Source organism: Streptomyces griseomycini, from assembly GCF_014203535.1.
Classification (GTDB): domain Bacteria; phylum Actinomycetota; class Actinomycetes; order Streptomycetales; family Streptomycetaceae; genus Streptomyces; species Streptomyces griseomycini.
In genome coordinates this window covers 190,425-207,523 of the sequence record NZ_JACHJI010000006.1, presented here as the reverse complement: position 1 = coordinate 207,523, position 17,099 = coordinate 190,425, and the positions used below count along the sequence as shown (strand labels likewise).

Annotated in this window: 11 protein-coding genes and 2 pseudogenes; 6 read left to right on the top strand and 7 right to left on the bottom strand. The window is 74.7% G+C overall.

Annotated elements, in window-relative coordinates; genetic code table 11:
• Positions 1 to 247 precede the first annotated feature (247 nt).
• Positions 248 to 1,543 (bottom strand): glycosyltransferase, encoded by a 1,296-nt coding sequence (locus tag FHS37_RS18550; protein ID WP_229889746.1) that lies wholly within the window; start codon positions 1,541 to 1,543, stop codon positions 248 to 250.
• Positions 1,544 to 1,917: 374 nt separating this feature from the next.
• On the opposite strand from FHS37_RS18550, the pseudogene FHS37_RS39655 reads away from it, so the two are divergent.
• Positions 1,918 to 2,427: pseudogene (locus FHS37_RS39655) on the top strand (hypothetical protein); the annotation flags it as partial.
• On the opposite strand, the pseudogene FHS37_RS18545 reads toward FHS37_RS39655, so the two are convergent.
• Together FHS37_RS18545 and FHS37_RS18540 are read right to left on the bottom strand one after the other, a co-directional pair.
• Positions 2,408 to 3,460: pseudogene (locus FHS37_RS18545) on the bottom strand (Kae1-like domain-containing protein); the annotation flags it as partial. The pseudogenes FHS37_RS39655 and FHS37_RS18545 overlap by 20 nt on opposite strands.
• Positions 3,461 to 3,767: 307 nt before the next feature.
• Positions 3,768 to 6,578, bottom strand: coding sequence for a SpoIIE family protein phosphatase (locus FHS37_RS18540; RefSeq protein WP_184822572.1), 2,811 nt, complete (start codon positions 6,576 to 6,578; stop codon positions 3,768 to 3,770).
• Positions 6,579 to 6,811: 233 nt separating this feature from the next.
• On the opposite strand from FHS37_RS18540, the gene FHS37_RS18535 reads away from it, so the two are divergent.
• Complete coding sequence (locus FHS37_RS18535; RefSeq protein WP_184822570.1) at positions 6,812 to 7,879, top strand: right-handed parallel beta-helix repeat-containing protein; 1,068 nt, start codon at positions 6,812 to 6,814, stop codon at positions 7,877 to 7,879.
• 556 nt (positions 7,880 to 8,435) lie between these two features.
• On the opposite strand, the gene FHS37_RS18530 is transcribed toward FHS37_RS18535, so the two are convergent.
• Complete coding sequence (locus tag FHS37_RS18530) at positions 8,436 to 9,953, bottom strand: MFS transporter (protein ID WP_184822568.1); 1,518 nt, start codon at positions 9,951 to 9,953, stop codon at positions 8,436 to 8,438.
• 277 nt (positions 9,954 to 10,230) lie between these two features.
• On the opposite strand from FHS37_RS18530, the gene FHS37_RS18525 reads away from it, so the two are divergent.
• Positions 10,231 to 12,363, top strand: coding sequence for a cellulose binding domain-containing protein (locus FHS37_RS18525; protein WP_184822566.1), 2,133 nt, complete (start codon positions 10,231 to 10,233; stop codon positions 12,361 to 12,363).
• 657 nt (positions 12,364 to 13,020) lie between these two features.
• Here the strand turns inward: FHS37_RS18525 and FHS37_RS18520 are convergent.
• The 3 genes from FHS37_RS18520 to FHS37_RS18510 form a co-directional block, all read right to left on the bottom strand.
• On the bottom strand, positions 13,021 to 13,197 hold the full coding sequence (locus tag FHS37_RS18520) for a hypothetical protein (RefSeq protein ID WP_184822564.1): 177 nt from the start codon (positions 13,195 to 13,197) through the stop codon (positions 13,021 to 13,023).
• 543 nt (positions 13,198 to 13,740) lie between these two features.
• Positions 13,741 to 14,745, bottom strand: a complete 1,005-nt coding sequence (locus FHS37_RS18515) for a MerR family transcriptional regulator (protein ID WP_184822561.1) — start codon at positions 14,743 to 14,745, stop codon at positions 13,741 to 13,743.
• Positions 14,739 to 15,422: a HEAT repeat domain-containing protein gene (locus tag FHS37_RS18510; protein WP_184822559.1), complete on the bottom strand. Its 684-nt coding sequence runs from the start codon at positions 15,420 to 15,422 to the stop codon at positions 14,739 to 14,741. Before FHS37_RS18510 ends, FHS37_RS18515 begins: the two co-directional genes overlap by 7 nt.
• 297 nt (positions 15,423 to 15,719) lie before the next feature.
• Here FHS37_RS18510 and FHS37_RS18505 point away from each other — a divergent pair, with 297 nt between their 5' ends.
• The 3 genes from FHS37_RS18505 (at position 15,720) to FHS37_RS18495 (ending at position 17,062) form a co-directional block, all read left to right on the top strand.
• Positions 15,720 to 16,097, top strand: coding sequence for an ASCH domain-containing protein (locus FHS37_RS18505; protein ID WP_221499952.1), 378 nt, complete (start codon positions 15,720 to 15,722; stop codon positions 16,095 to 16,097).
• Between the two features lie 35 nt (positions 16,098 to 16,132).
• Positions 16,133 to 16,504, top strand: a complete 372-nt coding sequence (locus FHS37_RS18500; RefSeq protein ID WP_184822556.1) for a ribosomal maturation YjgA family protein — start codon at positions 16,133 to 16,135, stop codon at positions 16,502 to 16,504.
• A gap of 186 nt (positions 16,505 to 16,690) precedes the next feature.
• On the top strand, positions 16,691 to 17,062 hold the full coding sequence (locus tag FHS37_RS18495; RefSeq protein ID WP_229889749.1) for a DUF1264 domain-containing protein: 372 nt from the start codon (positions 16,691 to 16,693) through the stop codon (positions 17,060 to 17,062).
• Positions 17,063 to 17,099 lie beyond the last annotated feature (37 nt).

The following is a 17,099-nucleotide window of genomic DNA, read 5'->3' as shown; positions in this document are numbered from 1 at the left end:
AGTGCGGCGTTCCCGGTCCGGAGCCGCTTGGTCTCCGCGGCCTCCCCGGACGCGGTGCCGGACCGCCGGCCGGCATCCGGCTGGACAAGGCCGGGGACGTCGTCAAGGGCACGCGCTCCTACCAGCACCCCGCCGGCCCGGCGAAGGTGCGCACCGCCCAGGGCGGCAGGATCGCCACCGCCCACCTCCTCCCCGACCACGACGAGCGGTCGGGGTACGGGACCCGGTTCCCCCGGGGCCGGTGGGATCAGCCCGCGGCGGCCCGCTCGATCAGATCCGCGGCCGTGTGCAGCCCGTCGCGCGCCCGGATCGTCTCACCGACTCCGGTGAGAGTGCGCCGCAGGGCCGTGTCGCCGAGCAGACGGCCGATCGCGCCGTGGAGCTGGGCGTCGGTGAAGCGGTACGGGTCGAGCCGGACGCCGTACCCCAGTTCGGCCATGCGCTGGGCGTTGTCGTGCTGGTCCCAGAACAGCGGCAGCAGGATCATGGGCTTGCCGAAGTGGAGGGCCTCGGTGGTCGTGTTGTTGCCGCCGTGCGTGATGACGAGGTCGACGAGCGGGAGGATCCGGGGCTGCGGCAGGAACTCCTCGCCCCACATGTTCGGCGGCAGCTCGATCTCCTCGTGCAGCGGGCCCTTGGAGACGATGTAACGGTGCGGGGTGCGGGCGAGCGAGGCGATGACCCTGCGCATGAGGTCCACGTCGGCGGAGCCGAGCGAGCCGAGGCTGAAGTAGATCAGCGCGCCGTCACCGGCCAGGCCGGGCGGCAGCGTGAACCCCTCCCGCGTCTCGCGGACCGAGGAGTCCAGCCGGTGCCAGGTGGGGCCCAGCGGACGGGCGTCCGTGTAGTCGGCCGCCTCCGGATAGACGTACAGGTTCAGATCGCCCTCGTGGATGAACTCCAGGTCGGGCAGCGGGCGCGCGCCCTGCCCGGTCACCCAGGCGTCGAAGTCGCTCCACAGGTCCCGGTGCGTGCGGTCGTACGCGGCGCGGAACCCGTCCCACTCGCTCCGGTCCCCGGCCGGGTACCCGGAGAACGGCGGCGGAACGCCCTCGCCCTTCATCTCCAGCGGGTTGCACGAGACGATCCGCACGAAGGGAACGCCCGCCGTGGTCAACGCCGGGAAGCACACGACGTTGTCCTCGACGATCACGTCCGGCCGGACCCGGTCGACGATCTCCTTCAACCGCGGCTCGCAGTACCGGGCGCCGGAGATCAGCTCCTCCCACACCGGCTTGATCCAGGTGCCCAGCTGATCGATGGTCGGCTTCCGGAACTCGGGCGCGGTGTCGCGTACGAAATCCTTCCAGAACTGGCCCGCGTCCTGGGGCCTCTCGGGCGGCGGGGCCAGATCGACCAGCTGCTCCTCGAAACCGAGCGGCGCGAGGCGGCCCTTCCAGGACGCCTCGGCGGCGAACACCACACGGTGTCCCCGGCGGCGCAGCACACCCCCGATCCCCACGCAGTTGTTCGTCGGCCCGTACGCGCTCTCCGGCGCGAAGAGGACGGTCAGTGGCCGTAACGGTCTTCCCGTGGGTGACAAGTCCGACTCCTTCGCAGGCGAACGCGGTCCGGAAGTCTCGCACCGCACCCGAACGCCGGGCAAGACCGCCGGGACCGCCGTCCCGGGCAGCCCGGAGGCGGGTGCGGACGGCGCCCGGGAGCGCGGGCCCCCCGCCACGGTGGTGCGGCCGCCGCTCCGGCCCGGCGCCTCGAAGCGATGCCGCCGGAGCGCGGAGGCACGGGCACCCGCCCGCGGCCCACCCGACCACCGCGAGTGGCTCTTGAACGGCCCACTGGGCCGCGCCGGAGGAGGCGAGAACGGACGGGAGAGGTGACCTTGGTGCAAGGCGGGCGCGCACACGGACGGGAGGAGGCGCGATGTCGCAGGGACCGGTCGGGGCGGCACGGCGCGCGCGGCGCAAGCAGGTGGAGGAAGCCGGACGCGACGGCGGCCACCGTGCCGTCGCATCGCTGCGGACCGACGACGGCACGGTCCACCTGACCTTCGACGAGGCGGTGCCGCGCGAAACCGAGGTCGCGGTCCCGCTGGACGACCTGCTGCGCGGTGAGCGCACCGTCCCGCTCGAAGCGGCCGCCGGCGAGGACACCGAGCCGCTGCGGCGGGCACTCATCGCCATCCACACCCTCGTCGCCGGTGACGGCGTGGAGTTCGTCTCGCTGATCGACCCGCCGGCGGACCTGGGCGAACACGCACGCGCGTGCCGGAGCGAGTTCACCTTCCCCGTCCTCGGCGGCGAGCCCCCCACCGGACACGTCCTGCTCTCCTCGCCGATCGTCCTGCCCGACCACCCCCAGGTGGCCCCGGGGAGCCCGGGCGACCTGCACGACGCCGCGGAGATCGACGAGATCCCCACGCTGCGCACGATGCTGCTGACCGACCAGGAGAAGCACGAGGCGCACGCCGGCAGACCTCCACGACGGCCCGTGCGACGCCGCGGTGGAAGCGCGCGGCGAGCACGGCGGGAGGGGTGCCCCGCCGCAGGTCGGTGACCAGTGCGCGCAGCACGGGTGCCGGGTCCCACACCTCGGCGGTGATGCCGAGGGCGTACGCCGAGGTGTCGGTGCCCCAGGCCGAAGCGGCCGCGGCCTCCGGCTCCAGGGCGGCCCGGGCCCCGTATCCCGCGCGGTGGCACACGCCCGCGAGGGACGACACGGCGTCGAAGAGCCGGCCCATGCCGGAGGTCGCCACACAGGCCGGCCCGCGCGTCAACTGCCGCTCCAGGAGGCTGATCTCGTCCGGTGCGCAGGCGGTCACGCCGGGCAGGTCCGCGTCCCACGGCAGGCCGGCGGCCCACAGCCGGGCCAGCGCCAGACGGCACGGGTCGGCCACCCCCGAGACCCCGCCGGGCAGTGGGGCGGGGGCCAGGTGGGCGAAGCGCCGGTGGCCCGCGTAGTCGGCGAGCAGGATCTCACCGCCCCGGACGGTGCCGTCGTCGCCGTAGCCCGTGCAGTCGAAGGCGACGCCGATCACGGGTGCGGTCCCGTCGAGGCCGTGCTCGGCCGTCGCCGAGGCGATGTGCGCGTGGTGATGCTGCACGAGCACGGGTTCGCCCAGCGCCAGTCGGGCGGCCCACCGCGCGGAGTGGTACCCCGGGTGCCGGTCCGCGGCGACGAGTTCGGGGCTGACGCCGGTCAGACGCCGCATCAGCGACTCCGCCCGCCGGGCCGCCTCCAGGGTGGTCAGGTCGCCCATGCCGCCGATGTGCGGTCCGAACCACGCCTGGTCGCCCTCACCGGCACACAGCGCGTTCTTCAGGTCGCCGCCCACCGCGAGCGCGGGCCGCACCGCCGCCGGCAGGCGCAGCGGACGGGGTACGTACCCCCGGGACCGGCGCAGCACCTGCTCGGTGCCGTCGGGGCGCACCCGCAGCAGGGAGTCGTCGCAGGGCGAGGCGACGGCCCGGTCGTGGGCGAGCCAGGCGTCGGCCAGCCCGGCCGGCCCGAACCGCTTCGGGGCCGTGCGGGGCCGCAACGACGTCCACCCGGTGCCCCCGGTCCGACGGTTCCGCGCGCACCCGTTGGTTCCGCGCGCACCCGTTGCGACGGGCCGTCGAACGCGCCGGTCACGAGCAAGGTGTCCATGACGAGGCACGCTCACCGGTCCCGGGGAGGCCGAGAAGGACCACGACGGCGTTTCGCCGGCCGCCTTCCTCCATCCGGACCGCGGCACGGGGCCGGAGACGGGCGGCGGGCTGCTCCCGCGCGGGACCGCGACGGCACGGCGGGCCCCGGCCCCGTCCTCGTCAGAGGGCTTCGTCACCCCACTGGTCGAGCAGGACGTCCGCGAGGTTCCCGGGTTCCGCCGCACCGCCGTGCAGGGACTGCTCGGTCCAGATGACCTTGCCCGCGGGGGTGTGGCGGGTGCCCCAGCGCTCGGCGTACCGGGCGACGAGGAACAGGCCGCGGCCGCCCTCGTCGGTGGTCTTGGCCCGGCGCAGGCGGGGCGAGGTGCTGCTGCCGTCGGACACCTCGCAGATCAGGCTCCGGTCGCGCGTCAGCCGCACGGTGATCGGGTCGCCGCCGTAGCGGATGGCGTTGGTGATGAGCTCGCTGAGGATCAGCTCGGTGGCGAAGCTGATGTCGTCCAGCCCCCAGTCCGCCAGCTGCCGGGCGCAGGCGGCGCGGACCGGCGCCACCGCCGCGGGGTCGCGGGCCACGTCCCACTCGGCGAAGTCCGAGGGGCCGAGGCGACGCGTGCGGGCCACCAGCAACGCGATGTCGTCGCTCGGCTGGGCGGGCAGCATGGCCTCGATCACCGCCGTGCAGGTGGCCTCCGGGCTGCGGTCGGGGCCTGCCAGGGCGGCGCGCAGCGCCTCCAGACCGGTGTCCAGGTCGCGGTTCCGGTCCCGGATCAGCCCGTCGGTGTAGAGCACCAGTTTCGAGCCCTCGGGCGGGGTCAGCTCCGCGGTCTCGAAGGGCAGGGCCGCGCCCAGGCCCAGCGGCGGGGAGACCGGCAGGCGGGGGAAGCTCACGTTCCCGTCGGGATGGACGACCGCGGGCCCCGGGTGACCGGCGGTGGCGGCGGTCACCCGCCCGGAGACGGGATCGTAGATGGCGTACAGGCACGTGGCCCCGGTGATCTCCTGCCCGTCCTGGTCCTCGGCGGCGGCCTCGTCGGTGTCGATGTGGGCCACCAGCTCGTCCAGGTGGCCCAGCAGTTCGTCGGGCGGCATGTCCAGGGCGGAGAAGTTGTACACGGCGGTACGCAGCCGGCCCATGGTGGCCGCGGCGTGCAGGCCGTGGCCGACGACGTCGCCGACCACCAGCGCCACCCGGGTGCCGGACAGGGGGATGACGTCGAACCAGTCGCCGCCCACCCCCGCCCGGGCCGGCAGGTACCGGTAGGCCGCCTCCAGCGCGTTCTGCTCGGGCACGCCCCGGGGCAGGAGGCTGCGCTGCAGGGTGACGGCCATGGTGTGCTCGCGGGTGTAGCGGCGGGCGTTGTCGATGGCGATCGCCGCACGGGCGGTCAGCTGCTCGGCGAAGGACCTGTCCTCCTCCTCGAACGGTGCGGAGGCGTCCGCCCGCCAGAAGTGCACCACTCCCAGCAAGGCCTCCCGCGCCCGCATCGGCACCGCGATGAGGGAGTGCACCCCCTGCTCCAGCACCCGCCGTCCGTGCTCGGGGTCCTGCGCCCGCCAGTCGTCGGAGGCCCTCAGGTCCGCCTCCAGGACCGCTCGGCCGCTGACCGCCGCGGCGGCGCCGGGGCCGGTGGGCAGGAACCGGATCAGCTCACCGACGGGGGAGAGGCCGTGGCCACCCTCCCGGCCGTGGACGACGGTGCGGCGCAACCCGGTGCCCGCGCCGGGCGGCTCCTCGCCCCGCAGGACGGGGTCCGACAGCTCCACGGTGACGACGTCGGCGAACTTCGGCACGGACACCTCCGCCAGTTCCCGAGCGGTACGCGCCACGTCCAGCGTGGCACCCATCCGTACCCCCGCGTCGTACAGCAGCTTCAGCCGCTCCCGTGCCGTCTCCGCCCGCCCCGTCACGGTCGCCAGCTCCGTGGTGTCCCGCAGCGTCACCGCGCTGCCCGCCTGGCCCCCGTGCGGGGCCGTGGACCGCTTGTTCACCGCCAGCATCCGGTCCCCGACCAGACACACCGCGTCCGTGACCGGCTCGTCCGACGCCAGCAACCGCGCCATCTCCTCGTCCAGCCCCAGGTCCTCCACCCGGCGCCGCTCCGCGTCCGCCGGGAGGTCCAGCAGCCGCCGGGCCTCGTCGTTGGCCAGCAGCACCCGCCCTTCCGCCCCGGTGATCAGCACGCCCTCCCGCACGGCGTGCAGCACCGCGTCGTGGTGCTCGTACATCCGGGTCATCTCCGCCGGGCCCATGCCGTGCGTCTGCCGCCGCAGCCGGCTCGACACCAGTGCCGCCCCCGCGGTGGACAGCACGAGCGCGGCCGCGCCGGCGGCCAGGATGATCGGCAGCTGCCACTCGACCATGTCGCCCGCGTTCTCGACCGTGATCCCGGCGGACACCAGGCCGACCACGGAACCGTCGGCACCGGTCACCGGGACCACGGCCTGCACGGCCGTTCCTTCGCCGGCGGGCAGCGACGGCCCACCGGCCCGCTCGACGACGGTGCGGCCTTCCAGGGCCGGTCCGATGGTGCCGACGAACTTCTTCCCGATCTCCTTCGGGTCCGGGTAGGTGAGGCGGACACCCTCGGTGTCCGTGACCACGATGAAGTCCACGCCCGCCTTCCGGCGGGCCGCTTCAGCGCTCGGCTGGAGGACGGCCGTCGGATCCTGGGCGTTCAGCGCCTCGGCCGTGCCCGGGGCGTTCGCGAAGGACGCGGCCGCCGCCACCGACACGCGCTCGGCTTCTCCCTCACTGTCCTGGGTGGCCTGGACCAGCAGGGCCGTCACCGCGGACGCGACCAGCAGCAGCACGATCACGACCTGCAACAGGAACGCCTGCCCCGCCGTGGTGCGCAGGCTCAGCAGTGAGCGCAGCCCCGGCCCCGAACGGCGACGCGGGCCGCCGGCCTCGCGTCGATCGAAGCGGTCTCGCGGCCGTCGGTTCGGGCGGAATGACCGCTTTCCTCTCATGGCCAATTTCTACATCGCTTCACGTGCCGGAGGCGACAGCCGGAGCCGAGACCCGACCGACACCGTCGAGGCCGCCGCGCCGATCCGCCTCCGTCGTCCGCGCGGCCCCCGACGGCGGAGCCCCCGGGGCCGCCCCGGACACCCTCGTCCGATGAATCCGATCGGTGACTTTCTGGATCCATGTGGTCGCCAGGAGTGGCGGTTGTGTGAGGGAGGGTCATAGCGTCGGGATCATGAGGAAAAATCGGATCATATCCCTTAGTTGTGCCGTCGTGCCCCTGGTCGTCGGCACGGGCGCCCTCGCCCCGGTCGTCTCCGCCCACAGCGGGGGCGAGCGCCTGGTCCGGCCGGACCAGTCCCTCCAGGCGGCCGTCGACGCGGCCGACCCCGGATCCACCATCGTCCTGACGCGGGGCACCTACAGAGGAAGCGTCACGATCACCAAGCAGCTGACCCTCCGGGGCGCGGGCGAGCAGACCGTGATCGTGCCCGGGAAGGACGGGGGAGCGCAGAGCGCTTGCGCCGAGGCGGGCAACGGCATCTGCGTCACCGGCACGGACGACCGCCCCGTCACCGGGGTGCGGATCCGGTCGCTGACCGTCAAGGGGTTCGAGAAGACCGGCGTCTCGGCCACGCGCACCGACCGGCTGGAGGTCCACCGGGTGACCGCCCGGGACAACGGCCAGTGGGGCATCGCGCAGGACCGCTCCACCCGTGCATCGTTCCGCGACAACACCGCGAGCGGCAACGGCGACGCCGGGATCTACACGGCCAACGTGTTCGAGGCCGATGCGGAGAGCAAGACCTTCGACACCCGCGGCACGGTGATCAGCGGCAACCGCCTGACGGGCAACCGGATCGGCATGACCACCCGTCGACTCGGGAACCTCACCGTCGAGCACAACGTCGTCACCGGGAACTGCGCCGGCGTCTTCGTCGTGCTGCCGCGCACGGCGGGCGACCTGACCGTCCGCCGCAACGCGGTCCACGAGAACAACAGGTACTGCCCCGCCTCCGCGCGCCTGCCCCACCTCCAGGGGATCGGCATCGTCCTCGTCGGCACGGAGAAGGTGCTGGTGACGCAGAACGCGGTCCGCGACAACGCGGGTGACTCGCCGTACTCCGGCGGGATCATCGTGTTCGGCAGCATGGACGGCGTCTCCAACGAGCGGAACGTCATCCGCCACAACCTCGTGCTGGGCAACCGGCCGGCGGACCTGGCCACCCGCGACGACAAGGGGAAGGGCAACGAGTTCGTCAGCAACGTCTGCGAGACCTCCGAGCCGGCCGGCGCCTGCTGACCGGCCGGGCCGCGGCGGTCCGAGGCGGTCGTCCCCGGGGTGCGAACGCGATGACCACGGGAGAGGAGGCCCCTTCCCCGGCGCACGGCCAGGGGCGCCGTCCCGCAGCACGTGACCGGCGACCGGGAGCGGCGTCGTGCTCCTTCGGGCAGGGCGCCGCGCGGACGCGGTGACACGTGCGCGGCGTGACGCCCGGAACGACGGAGGGCCGGCCCGGGGGGACCCCTCCCGGGCCGGCCCTCCTCTCGGTGCCCCGGCAGGATCCGAACCGCGACACCCGCCCGGGGAATCCGATCCGGGCACGAGTCCGCCCCGTGACCGGCGGTGGCGCTGCGCGGTGGTCTCGGGCACGTCGGTCACACGTTCCATCGTCGCGGCCCGGTGGCCCCCTGATCCGCCGGACAGGTCGGCGCGCTCACCGGTGCGGCGGGCGGTGTCCGCCCGGCGCGGCCGCTGCGGGGAAGCTCCGAGGCGCCCGCTGCGGGACGACCGGGGCCACCGTCCCGAGGCGTTCCGGCCGCCCGCGGCCGTCACCGTCCCGTGGCGGGCCGGCCGGTCAGGCCTGTTCGGCGTGCACCGGCTGGTGGGGGACCTCGTCCGGGCACGTGCGGTGCGGCCGGCGCGCCCGCCGGCCGCGTCGCCAGTCGGACACGGCGAGGGCCAGGGACGCCACCATGCCGGCCAGCGCGGCGCCCAGCGCGGTGACGAGGGCGCCGCGGTGGTCGCCGCTCCTGTCGAGCACCACGTAGAAGAGGCCCGGCAGGGCGGCGGTCCCCACCGCGGCGCCGAGCCGCTGCCCGGTCTGCAGGGCGCCGCCCGCCGCACCCGCCATGCGCACGGGCACCTCCCGCAGGGTCATGGTGATGTTGGGAGAGACGACGAAGCCGCTGCCGACGCCGCCGAGGAACAGCGCCGGGGCGGCGACCCAGGGGGCGATGTCGAGAGGCGCGAAACGGAGCAGCAGCGCGGTGGTGCCCAGGCCGGCGACCACCCCCAGGAGACCGCACACGGTGAGCAGGCGGCCGAACCGGTCCACCAGCCGGCCCGCGACCACGGCCGCGCCCGCCGACCCGAGGGCGAAGGGGGTCACGGCGAGGCCGGACCGCAGCGGGGAGAAGCCGAGGCCGTGCTGGTAGAAGAGGGCGAACACCAGCCAGACCCCGCTGAAGCCGATGAAGTACAGCGTGCCGATGCCGGCGCCGACGGCGTACCCGCGCACCGTGGTGAACAGGCGCGGGTCGAGCAGCGGCTGGGCGTCCCGGGCGACGAGACGGCGCTGCCACCGGACGAAGACGGCGAGGACCACGGCCCCGGCGGGGAACAGCCACCACAGGCGGCCGATGCCCCCCGAGTCCGCCTGGACCAGCGGGTACATGAGCCCGAGGACACCGGTACCGAGGAGCAGGACGCCGGGCAGGTCCACGTGTCCCCGGCCGGACCGCCGGGTGCGGGGCAGCAGGCGGCGGCCGAGCAGGACGGCGAGGATGCCGATGGGGACGTTGACGTAGAAGATCCACCGCCAGCCCTGGGGGCCGGAGGCCAGGGCCAGGACGGCGCCGCCGAGGACCGGGCCCGTGGCCGAGGAGATGCCGACGGTCGCGCCGAAGAGGCCGAAGGCGCGACCGCGTTCGGCACCGCGGAACAGCTGCTGGATGAGTGCGGAGTTCTGCGGGGCCATGAAGCCGGCCGCCAGGCCCTGGGCGAGGCGGGCCGCCACCAGCAGCGTGATGTCGGGGGCCGCTCCGCAGGCCGCGCTGAAGACCACGAAACCGCCGAGGGCCAGCAGGAAGATGCGGCGCCGGCCCAGGGCGTCGCCGAGGCGCCCGGCGGTGACGAGGGCGAGGGCGAACGTGAGGGCGTAGCCGGACACCACCCACTGCACCTGGGCGGGGGAGGCGTGCAGGTCGCGCTGGACGGTGGGCAGGGCGACCGCCACGATCGTCACGTCCAGCAGGCTCATGAAGCCGGCCACCAGGGTGACCCACAGGGCCCGCCACCGGTGCGGATCCGGTTCGTACCCGGTCTCCCGGGCGTCCGGGCCCGGACCGTCTCCCGCCGACGTCGCCGCTGTCACGAGGGCTCCTCTCACCAGGCCCGGGTCCGGGCGGAACAAGTTCCTCACCGGGGCACGGGCACACCTTTGGCCCGTGGACCGGAACGTTCCCGGAGGAGGCCGTACCCGCATCACCGTGCCGGACGTCGCCGGGAGTCCGTCCCGTCGACTCCCGTACCGTCCGTTGACAGGGCGTCACTCCGCTCCCATCATGGGAGCGCTCCCATCGACGGGGCCGGCCGTACGGTCCGGCACCCGCCGTCCCGCCCGTGCCGCCGGACCCCCGGGGAGGACCCCCATGCCCTTACCGCAGAGATCCGGCCGGTCGGCCGGTACCGGCACCCGCCGCCTCGCACGCACCGCCGCCGCCCTGGCCGCCGCGCTCGCCCTGCTGGCCCCGCTGGACGCCGCCGGCGCCGCGTCGGCCGCCGAGCCCGGGACACCCGCCGCGGACGTCGGCGTGCGGGTCAACACGCAGGCGTCGCTGGGCCGCCTGCACGACACCGCGCGCGGAGTCAACACGGCCGTCTGGGACTCCCACATGAACGATCCCGAGGTCGCCGCCCTGATGAAGGCGGCCGACGTCGGGGCGATGCGCTACCCCGGCGGTTCGTACGCGGACATCTACCACTGGGAGACGCACACGGCGCCCGGCGGATACGTCGCCCCCGGCACCGACTTCGACTCCTTCATGGGGACCGTCCGCGCCGCCGGCGCCCAGCCGATCCTGATCGCCAACTACGGCTCCGGCACGCCCGAGGAGGCGGCCGGCTGGGTCCGGTACGCGAACGTCACCAAGGACTACGGCGTGCGGTACTGGGAGATCGGCAACGAGATCTACGGCAACGGCCACTACGGCAACGGCTGGGAGCACGACGAGCACGAGGACAAGAGCCCCCGGGAGTACGCCCGTCAGGTCCGCGCCTACGCCGAGGCCATGAAGGCCGTCGACCCGACCGTCGAGATCGGCGCGGTCCTCACCACCCCGGGCCACTGGCCGGACGGCGTCGTCGGCGAAGGCGATCCGGGCGACTGGAACCACACCGTGCTCTCCGAGGTCACCGACGTCATCGACTTCGTGAGCGTCCACTGGTACGCGGGCGGCTCCGACACCACCGCCGAGGACGCCATGGCCAGGCTGGCCAGACTGCCCGGCGAACTGCGGGAGGTGCGCAGCCAGATCGACCGGTACGCGGGCGCCGACTCCCCCCGCATCGGCATCGCCCTCACCGAGATCAACACCAACACCGGCGGCGCCCGGCTCACCGCGCGCCCCAACGGCCTGTTCGCCGCCGACGCGTACCTGACGGCCCTGGAGAACGGCGTCTTCACCGTCGACTGGTGGAACACCCACAACGGCCCGGGGCAGATCACCACCGTCGACGGCGAGACCGACTACGGCGACATGGGCATGCTGTCCAGCGGTTCCTGCACCGGTGACGTCTGCGAGCCGGCGCCGAACACACCGTTCCACCCCTACTACGGCATGAAGATGACCAGCGAACTGGGCACCGCGGGCGACACCCTGGTCGCCGCCGCGTCCTCCGCGCAGGACGTCTCCGCACACGCCGTGCACCGCCGCGACGGGCGGCTGAGCGTCCTGCTCGTCAACAAGGACCCGGACGCCGCCCGGACCGTGGACCTCGAGTACGCGGGCTTCACCCCGTCCGCCGCCGCCCCCGAGGTCAGCCGCTACGCGCGCGGCGACAGTGACGTCACCGCCGTCACCGACGGCGGGGCGTCCGCCTCCCGGGTCACCGTGCCGCCGTACGGGATGCTCGCCCTCACGCTCACCCCGCAGGCCGGCACCGGGCCAGGGGCCTCCGACGCCGGGGCCCCGGGGACCCCGCGGCTTCAGGCGGTCACCGACACCACCGCGCTCCTGTCCTGGGAGGGCGCGCGGGGCGCCGCCCGCTACCTGGTCCAGGCACGCGACGGCGCCCACACCCGGCTGGTCGGCGAGACCACCGGCACCTCCGTGACCCTGCGGAACCTGCCCCCGGGCAGCACCCACACGGTCAACGTGCTGGCGGCCGACGCCTCGGGACGGCTCTCCGCCCCGTCCGCTCCGCTGACCTTCACCACCGGCACCCCGCCGGACGCCGCCTGCGCGGTGACCTACCACCGTGACACGAGCTGGGGCAACGGCTTCGTGACCACGGTCACCGTCCGGAACCTCTCGGACACCCCGATCACCGGCTGGACCGTGGACTGGGACTGGCCGACCGACCGCCAGTCGGTGTCCTCCGGCTGGAACGCCACGTTCCACCAGACCGGCCGGCACGTACGGGTGACCGCCCCCGAGGGCGCCGGGGCGCTGGCCCCGGACGGCGGGTCGACGGCCTCGTTCGGCTTCGTCGGCGCCAACGACGGACCCAACCCCGAGCCGACGGTCTTCCGCCTCAACGGCACCGTCTGCTCGGGCGGCTGACACCGGGCCCGCCCGGCGGCAGGGCGACCTGCCCCCGGGCGGGCCGGTCTCCTCACGGGGTGAAGGACGTACGACCATCCGGCCGCCCGCGTGGCGCGCCCCGGCACGGTGGCGCGCGCGGTGTGGCGTGAGACGTGCGGGACGGCCCACCCGCGGAGGAGACACGGAGCATGTCCGGCCAAGCGCAGGCGTTCGGCGGCTTCTCGGTCGACGACCTCGGCGAGGCCCGCCGGTTCTGCGGCGGGACCCTCGGCCTCCGGGTGGAGGAGACCGGGCAGGGGGACATGCGGATGCTGACCCTCACGCTCGGCAGCGGCGCGCAGGTCCTCGTCCACCCGGAGGAGACGCACACCCCCGCGACGTTCACGGCCCTCGGCTTCCCCGTCGACGGCATCGGGGCCGCCGTCGCCGAACTGGAGCGGCGGGGCGTCACCCTGGAGCGCTGCGCGGGATTCGACCACGACGAGAAGGGCGTCGTCCGGGCCGGCGGCGACGGCCCCGCGGCGATCGGGTGGTTCACCGGTCCGGCGGGGAACGTCCTCTCCGTGCTCCGGGGGAACCGACCGAGGGCGGTCGAGCGGTACGGCGCGGACCGTCCGGGCCTCGGCACCTCGTTCCGCGGGCGTGGTCACCGGGGCGTCCGGTGGCACGGGCGGGTCACCGCCCCGCCTTCGCCCGCAGGGGGTGCGGAGGGCGACCCGCCTCCCGGGTCAGCAGGAACTGCTCCCGCAGGACGAGGAACTGCTCCCGCACGACGAGGAACTGCCGCAGGAGGAGGAACTGCTCCCGCAGGACGACGAGCCGCTCCCGCAGGACGACGAGCCGCCGGAGCACTCGCTCGACGGACCTCCGCCCGCGTCCGCTGCCCACCAGGACGCATGGGGGAGGGGGCCGCCGGCGTCATGCGCCGACGTTCCGCTGTGCGCACCGGTCCCGGCCGGCCACGCGCCACGGCCGGGCCCGGCACCCGAGCCGTACGCGGTCGCCCGCACGCCCAGATCGTCCCAGGCCCGGCGCCACGCCCGGCGCACCGTCCAGGTGATCACCGCGACGAGCGCCAGTACGCACCCGCCCACCAGCACGAACGCGATCGACATGACGTCCCCCTTCCGCCGGGCCCGTGCACCGACTGTCCGCAGGATGCCCCGCGCCCCGGTGGCCCGAAGCGCCTCTTGAGCAAGTCCAGAGCTTCGACGCAGCCGCCGGCGGCCCGGACCGCGGGCTCCGCACGTGCCTGAAGCGGTTCCCGTCGGTCCCTTCCCGAGGGCGGCCCGGTGCGGCCCGCGGCGGCTGTTCCCCGGCGGGGCGGGCCGGTCGTGGGGTGCGGCCCGATCCGCCGCGGGGCCCGCACCGGTCCGGCCGCCCCGGCAGGGTCCGTCACCGTGCGCCGCGCAGCTCGAGGGCGTAGGCCGCGGTGAGCGCGACGACGCGGTCCCCGTCGTCCGCCAGGTCCGCGAGGGCACGGGACGCCGCCGGCCCCGGGACGTCGGCGAGCGCCTGGGTCAGCCGCCGACGTGCGGGCGCTGCGAGGGCGGCGTCGGCGAGGCGGTCGACGAGCCCGGTGGTGATCCGGTCCGCCCACGCGGGGTCGTCCGCCGGCGTGCTCAGCGCGTCGGCCGCGTCGACGTCGTTCGTCTCCGCGACGATCATGTCGATGAGCGTCGGGACCGCTTCGGCCGCTCCGCGTGCTCCGAGCGCCAGAGCCGCACACCTGCGCACCACGATGTCGGGGTGCGCGAGGGCGTCCCGCAGCACCGCGGTCGCCGCGTCGCCGGGAAGCTCGACGACGGCCCGGACGGCGCGCTCGCGCACTTCGGCCAGTGGTGAGCCGAGGCCCTCCGCCAGCAGGTCCAGTCCGCCGTCGCCCGAGCGCGCCAGGGCCCACCGGAGGGCCCCGGCGACGTTCGGGTCCGTCTCGCCCAGCGCCGCCTCGGCCAGGGCTTCCACCGGCACCGGTACCTCCGCGGCCGAGGACAGGGCCGCGTGCTGGCGCTTCCCGGCGCTCTCCGAGCCCAGGGCCTGGAGGAGGGCGACGGTCCGCAGGACGTCCCCCCAGTCGGCGGGTTCCGCCGCACCGATCCGACGGAGCCGCGTGAGCAGCTCCGTCTCGCGCGCGATGCGCTCCCGTGTCCGGCGGACGAGGTCGTCGACGAGCTCCGAGGGCGTGAAGCCGGGATCGTCCAGCGCGCGCCCGGCCTCGCGCAGCGACAGCCCCAGCGACCGCAGGCTCTCCAGGTGGAAGATCCGCCGGATGTCCTCGCTGGAGTACTCCCGGTAGCCGGCCTCGGTACGGCCCGTCGGCCGCACCAGGCCGAGCGAGTCGTAGTGCCTGAGCATGCGGGCGCTGACCCCGGACCGTCGTGCCACCTCGCCGATCAGCACGGTCGGTCAGCCTCCCGGCCGGTCGTCCCGAGGAGGACGATGCGCTTCGCCTCCTCGACCGCGAACCCGGAGCCGGCGTCCGGGTCGCGCGACAACCGCTCCGTGGCGATCGCGTGCCCGCGCACGCGGGGGTCGGAAGCCGTCGTCGCGGTCCCCAGGACCGGCATGACCACCTCCTCGCCGAGCGCGATCAGCGCCCGGCTGAGACTCAACCGCGTCTCGCGCCCGCCGCGCCCGAGCTGCGTCACCAGCACTGCGGCCAGCCACGGCTCCTCGCCCTCGGGCACGAGGACGACCGCCGCTCGCCAGGCGCTCCGCGCCACCTCGTCGTCGGCGTCGGTCAGGAGCGCTCGCGTGACCGCCGGCCACGCACGTCCGTCCCCGATCTTGGACAGCGTGTGCAGGGCCTGGCTCCGTGCCTGCGCGCGCTCCGAACGGAGCGCTTCGACGAGCTTCGGGACCGTCAGCGACGACGGGTGGCGGGTGAGCGCCCAGGTGAGCATGTCGCGCACGTGGAAGTCGGGCTCGACCGCGCATCGTTCGACGAGCTCGTCGACGAACCGCGGATCCGGGGCCGCGCCGGCCGCCAGCGCCGTCCGCAGCCGCACCGCCGGGCTGCCGTGCTCCAGCCCTCGAAGAACCCGCATCACGTCCGTGTGCTCCCTCGGCATGGTCATCGGGACCACCTCCCTGGCAGCAGTGAAGACCTTGTCACCGTGTCAAGGTCAAGTCGGCCGCACCGGGGGGCGCCCGGCACCTGGCCCCGGAGGAGGCGTCCGCGGCGCCTCGCGTCCGGCCGGGAACGGCAGGGCGCGGCTTTGGCCGCCGGGAGCCGGATGCTCCGGTCACGCGGTCCACGGAGGCGGAGGACGGGCGGCCCGCCGACGGCGCATAATGATCGTTCCGAGGGGACCCACGCCCGTCGCGTGGACGATCGAGTGAGGCGATGAACGGTGTGGCCACGGGTCGACGGCATGCGCACGATGGAGCTCGGCACCCCGGGCGGGCTGCGGGGGCGGCTGAACTCCCTGGTGCTGGCCGGGCGGAAGACCGCCACGACCGGTCTGCTGGCCGAGTACGTGGAGGAGACCGAGGGCCTCGAGTTCGTCGGTGAGCGGATGGCCCTCCTGGACGACGACGGTCACGCGATCGCCACCATAGAGATCACGGGGGTGGAGCAGACGTCCTTCATCGGGGTCCCGTGGGAACACGCCCTCGCCGAGGGCGAGGGCGACGCCTCCCTCGAGGAGTGGCGCGCGGGCCACCGCAGGTTCTGGAGGGGCGAGGGCACGCCGGTCGAGGACGACACTCCCGTCGTGTGCATCGCCTTCCGCCTCGTGCGGGCCTCCTGACCGTGGACCTCGGCCCCGGGTCCCGGACACGGGCCGTGCGGCTCTCGGCTGCCGTGGCCGCGCTGGTGATCGCCGGCGCGGGGCTGGGGCTCAGGGCGGTGGCGGCGGGAGACCTGGCCGAGTACGGCGGGGACGCCCTGTACACCCTGCTGATCGTCGCCCTCGTCGTCCTGGTGGCGCCCCGGGTGACGGCGCAAAGAGCCGGCGCGCTTGCCCTGGCCTTCAGTTGGGGGGTCGAGTTCCTGCAGCTCAGCGGGGTGCCCGCGGAGCTCTCCCGGCACAGCACCGCCGCCCGCCTGGTCCTCGGTTCCACCTTCCACGCACCGGACCTGTTCTGGTACGCGGTCGGCGCGCTGGCCGGAGGGCTCGCCGTGGCCGCCCGAAGGGCGGGCCGGCGCCGGAGGTGAGCACCGCCTCCCGCGGTCACGGCCTTTGGACGCGGGGCGCCCGCCGCCCATGGCACTCACACCCGGCACGTACCACTCGCACGGCCTCCCCCGGGACCGGCCAGGACCGGCAAGGGCCATCCCCTCGAGCACCGCGCGCTCGACCCGGCGGCCGGTGCCCTGCGGCCGAGGTACCCGCTCGACGCGATGAGCACCTACCCCAACGGCTTCCCCACGTACGCCGACGACATGGGCCGGCGGGTGGAGGCGACGCACTTCTGCATCCACCTCCGGCACGATCCGCACCGATGCGTGACCTTCGACCGCAACGCGCCCGACGCCCGCCTGACCGGCGTCGGGCACCTCATCGGCGAGGAGCGTTTCCGCGGCCTGCCCGACGACGGGAAGCGGCTGTGGCACAGCCACCGCTACGAGGCCGAGTCCGGCAGCCTCACCGCCCCGGGCGTTCCCGACACGGCCGGGCACGCCTGCTTCGAGGACCGCGTGAGGACCTACGGGAAGGCGCTCCACACGTGGCGGTACGACCGCGACGGTTTCCCCACGGGATTCCGCAGCTGACGACGGGCTTCACCGGGGACGGGCAGGCCGCGGACGA

Coding starts and splice junctions, on each gene's coding strand:
- FHS37_RS18540 (WP_184822572.1), bottom strand. CDS start 6,578: ATGAGAGGAAAGCGGTCATTCCGCCCGAACCGACGGCCGCGAGACCGC.
- FHS37_RS18535 (WP_184822570.1), top strand. CDS start 6,812: ATGAGGAAAAATCGGATCATATCCCTTAGTTGTGCCGTCGTGCCCCTG.
- FHS37_RS18525 (WP_184822566.1), top strand. CDS start 10,231: ATGCCCTTACCGCAGAGATCCGGCCGGTCGGCCGGTACCGGCACCCGC.
- FHS37_RS18510 (WP_184822559.1), bottom strand. CDS start 15,422: ATGACCATGCCGAGGGAGCACACGGACGTGATGCGGGTTCTTCGAGGG.
- FHS37_RS18505 (WP_221499952.1), top strand. CDS start 15,720: ATGCGCACGATGGAGCTCGGCACCCCGGGCGGGCTGCGGGGGCGGCTG.
- FHS37_RS18495 (WP_229889749.1), top strand. CDS start 16,691: ATGAGCACCTACCCCAACGGCTTCCCCACGTACGCCGACGACATGGGC.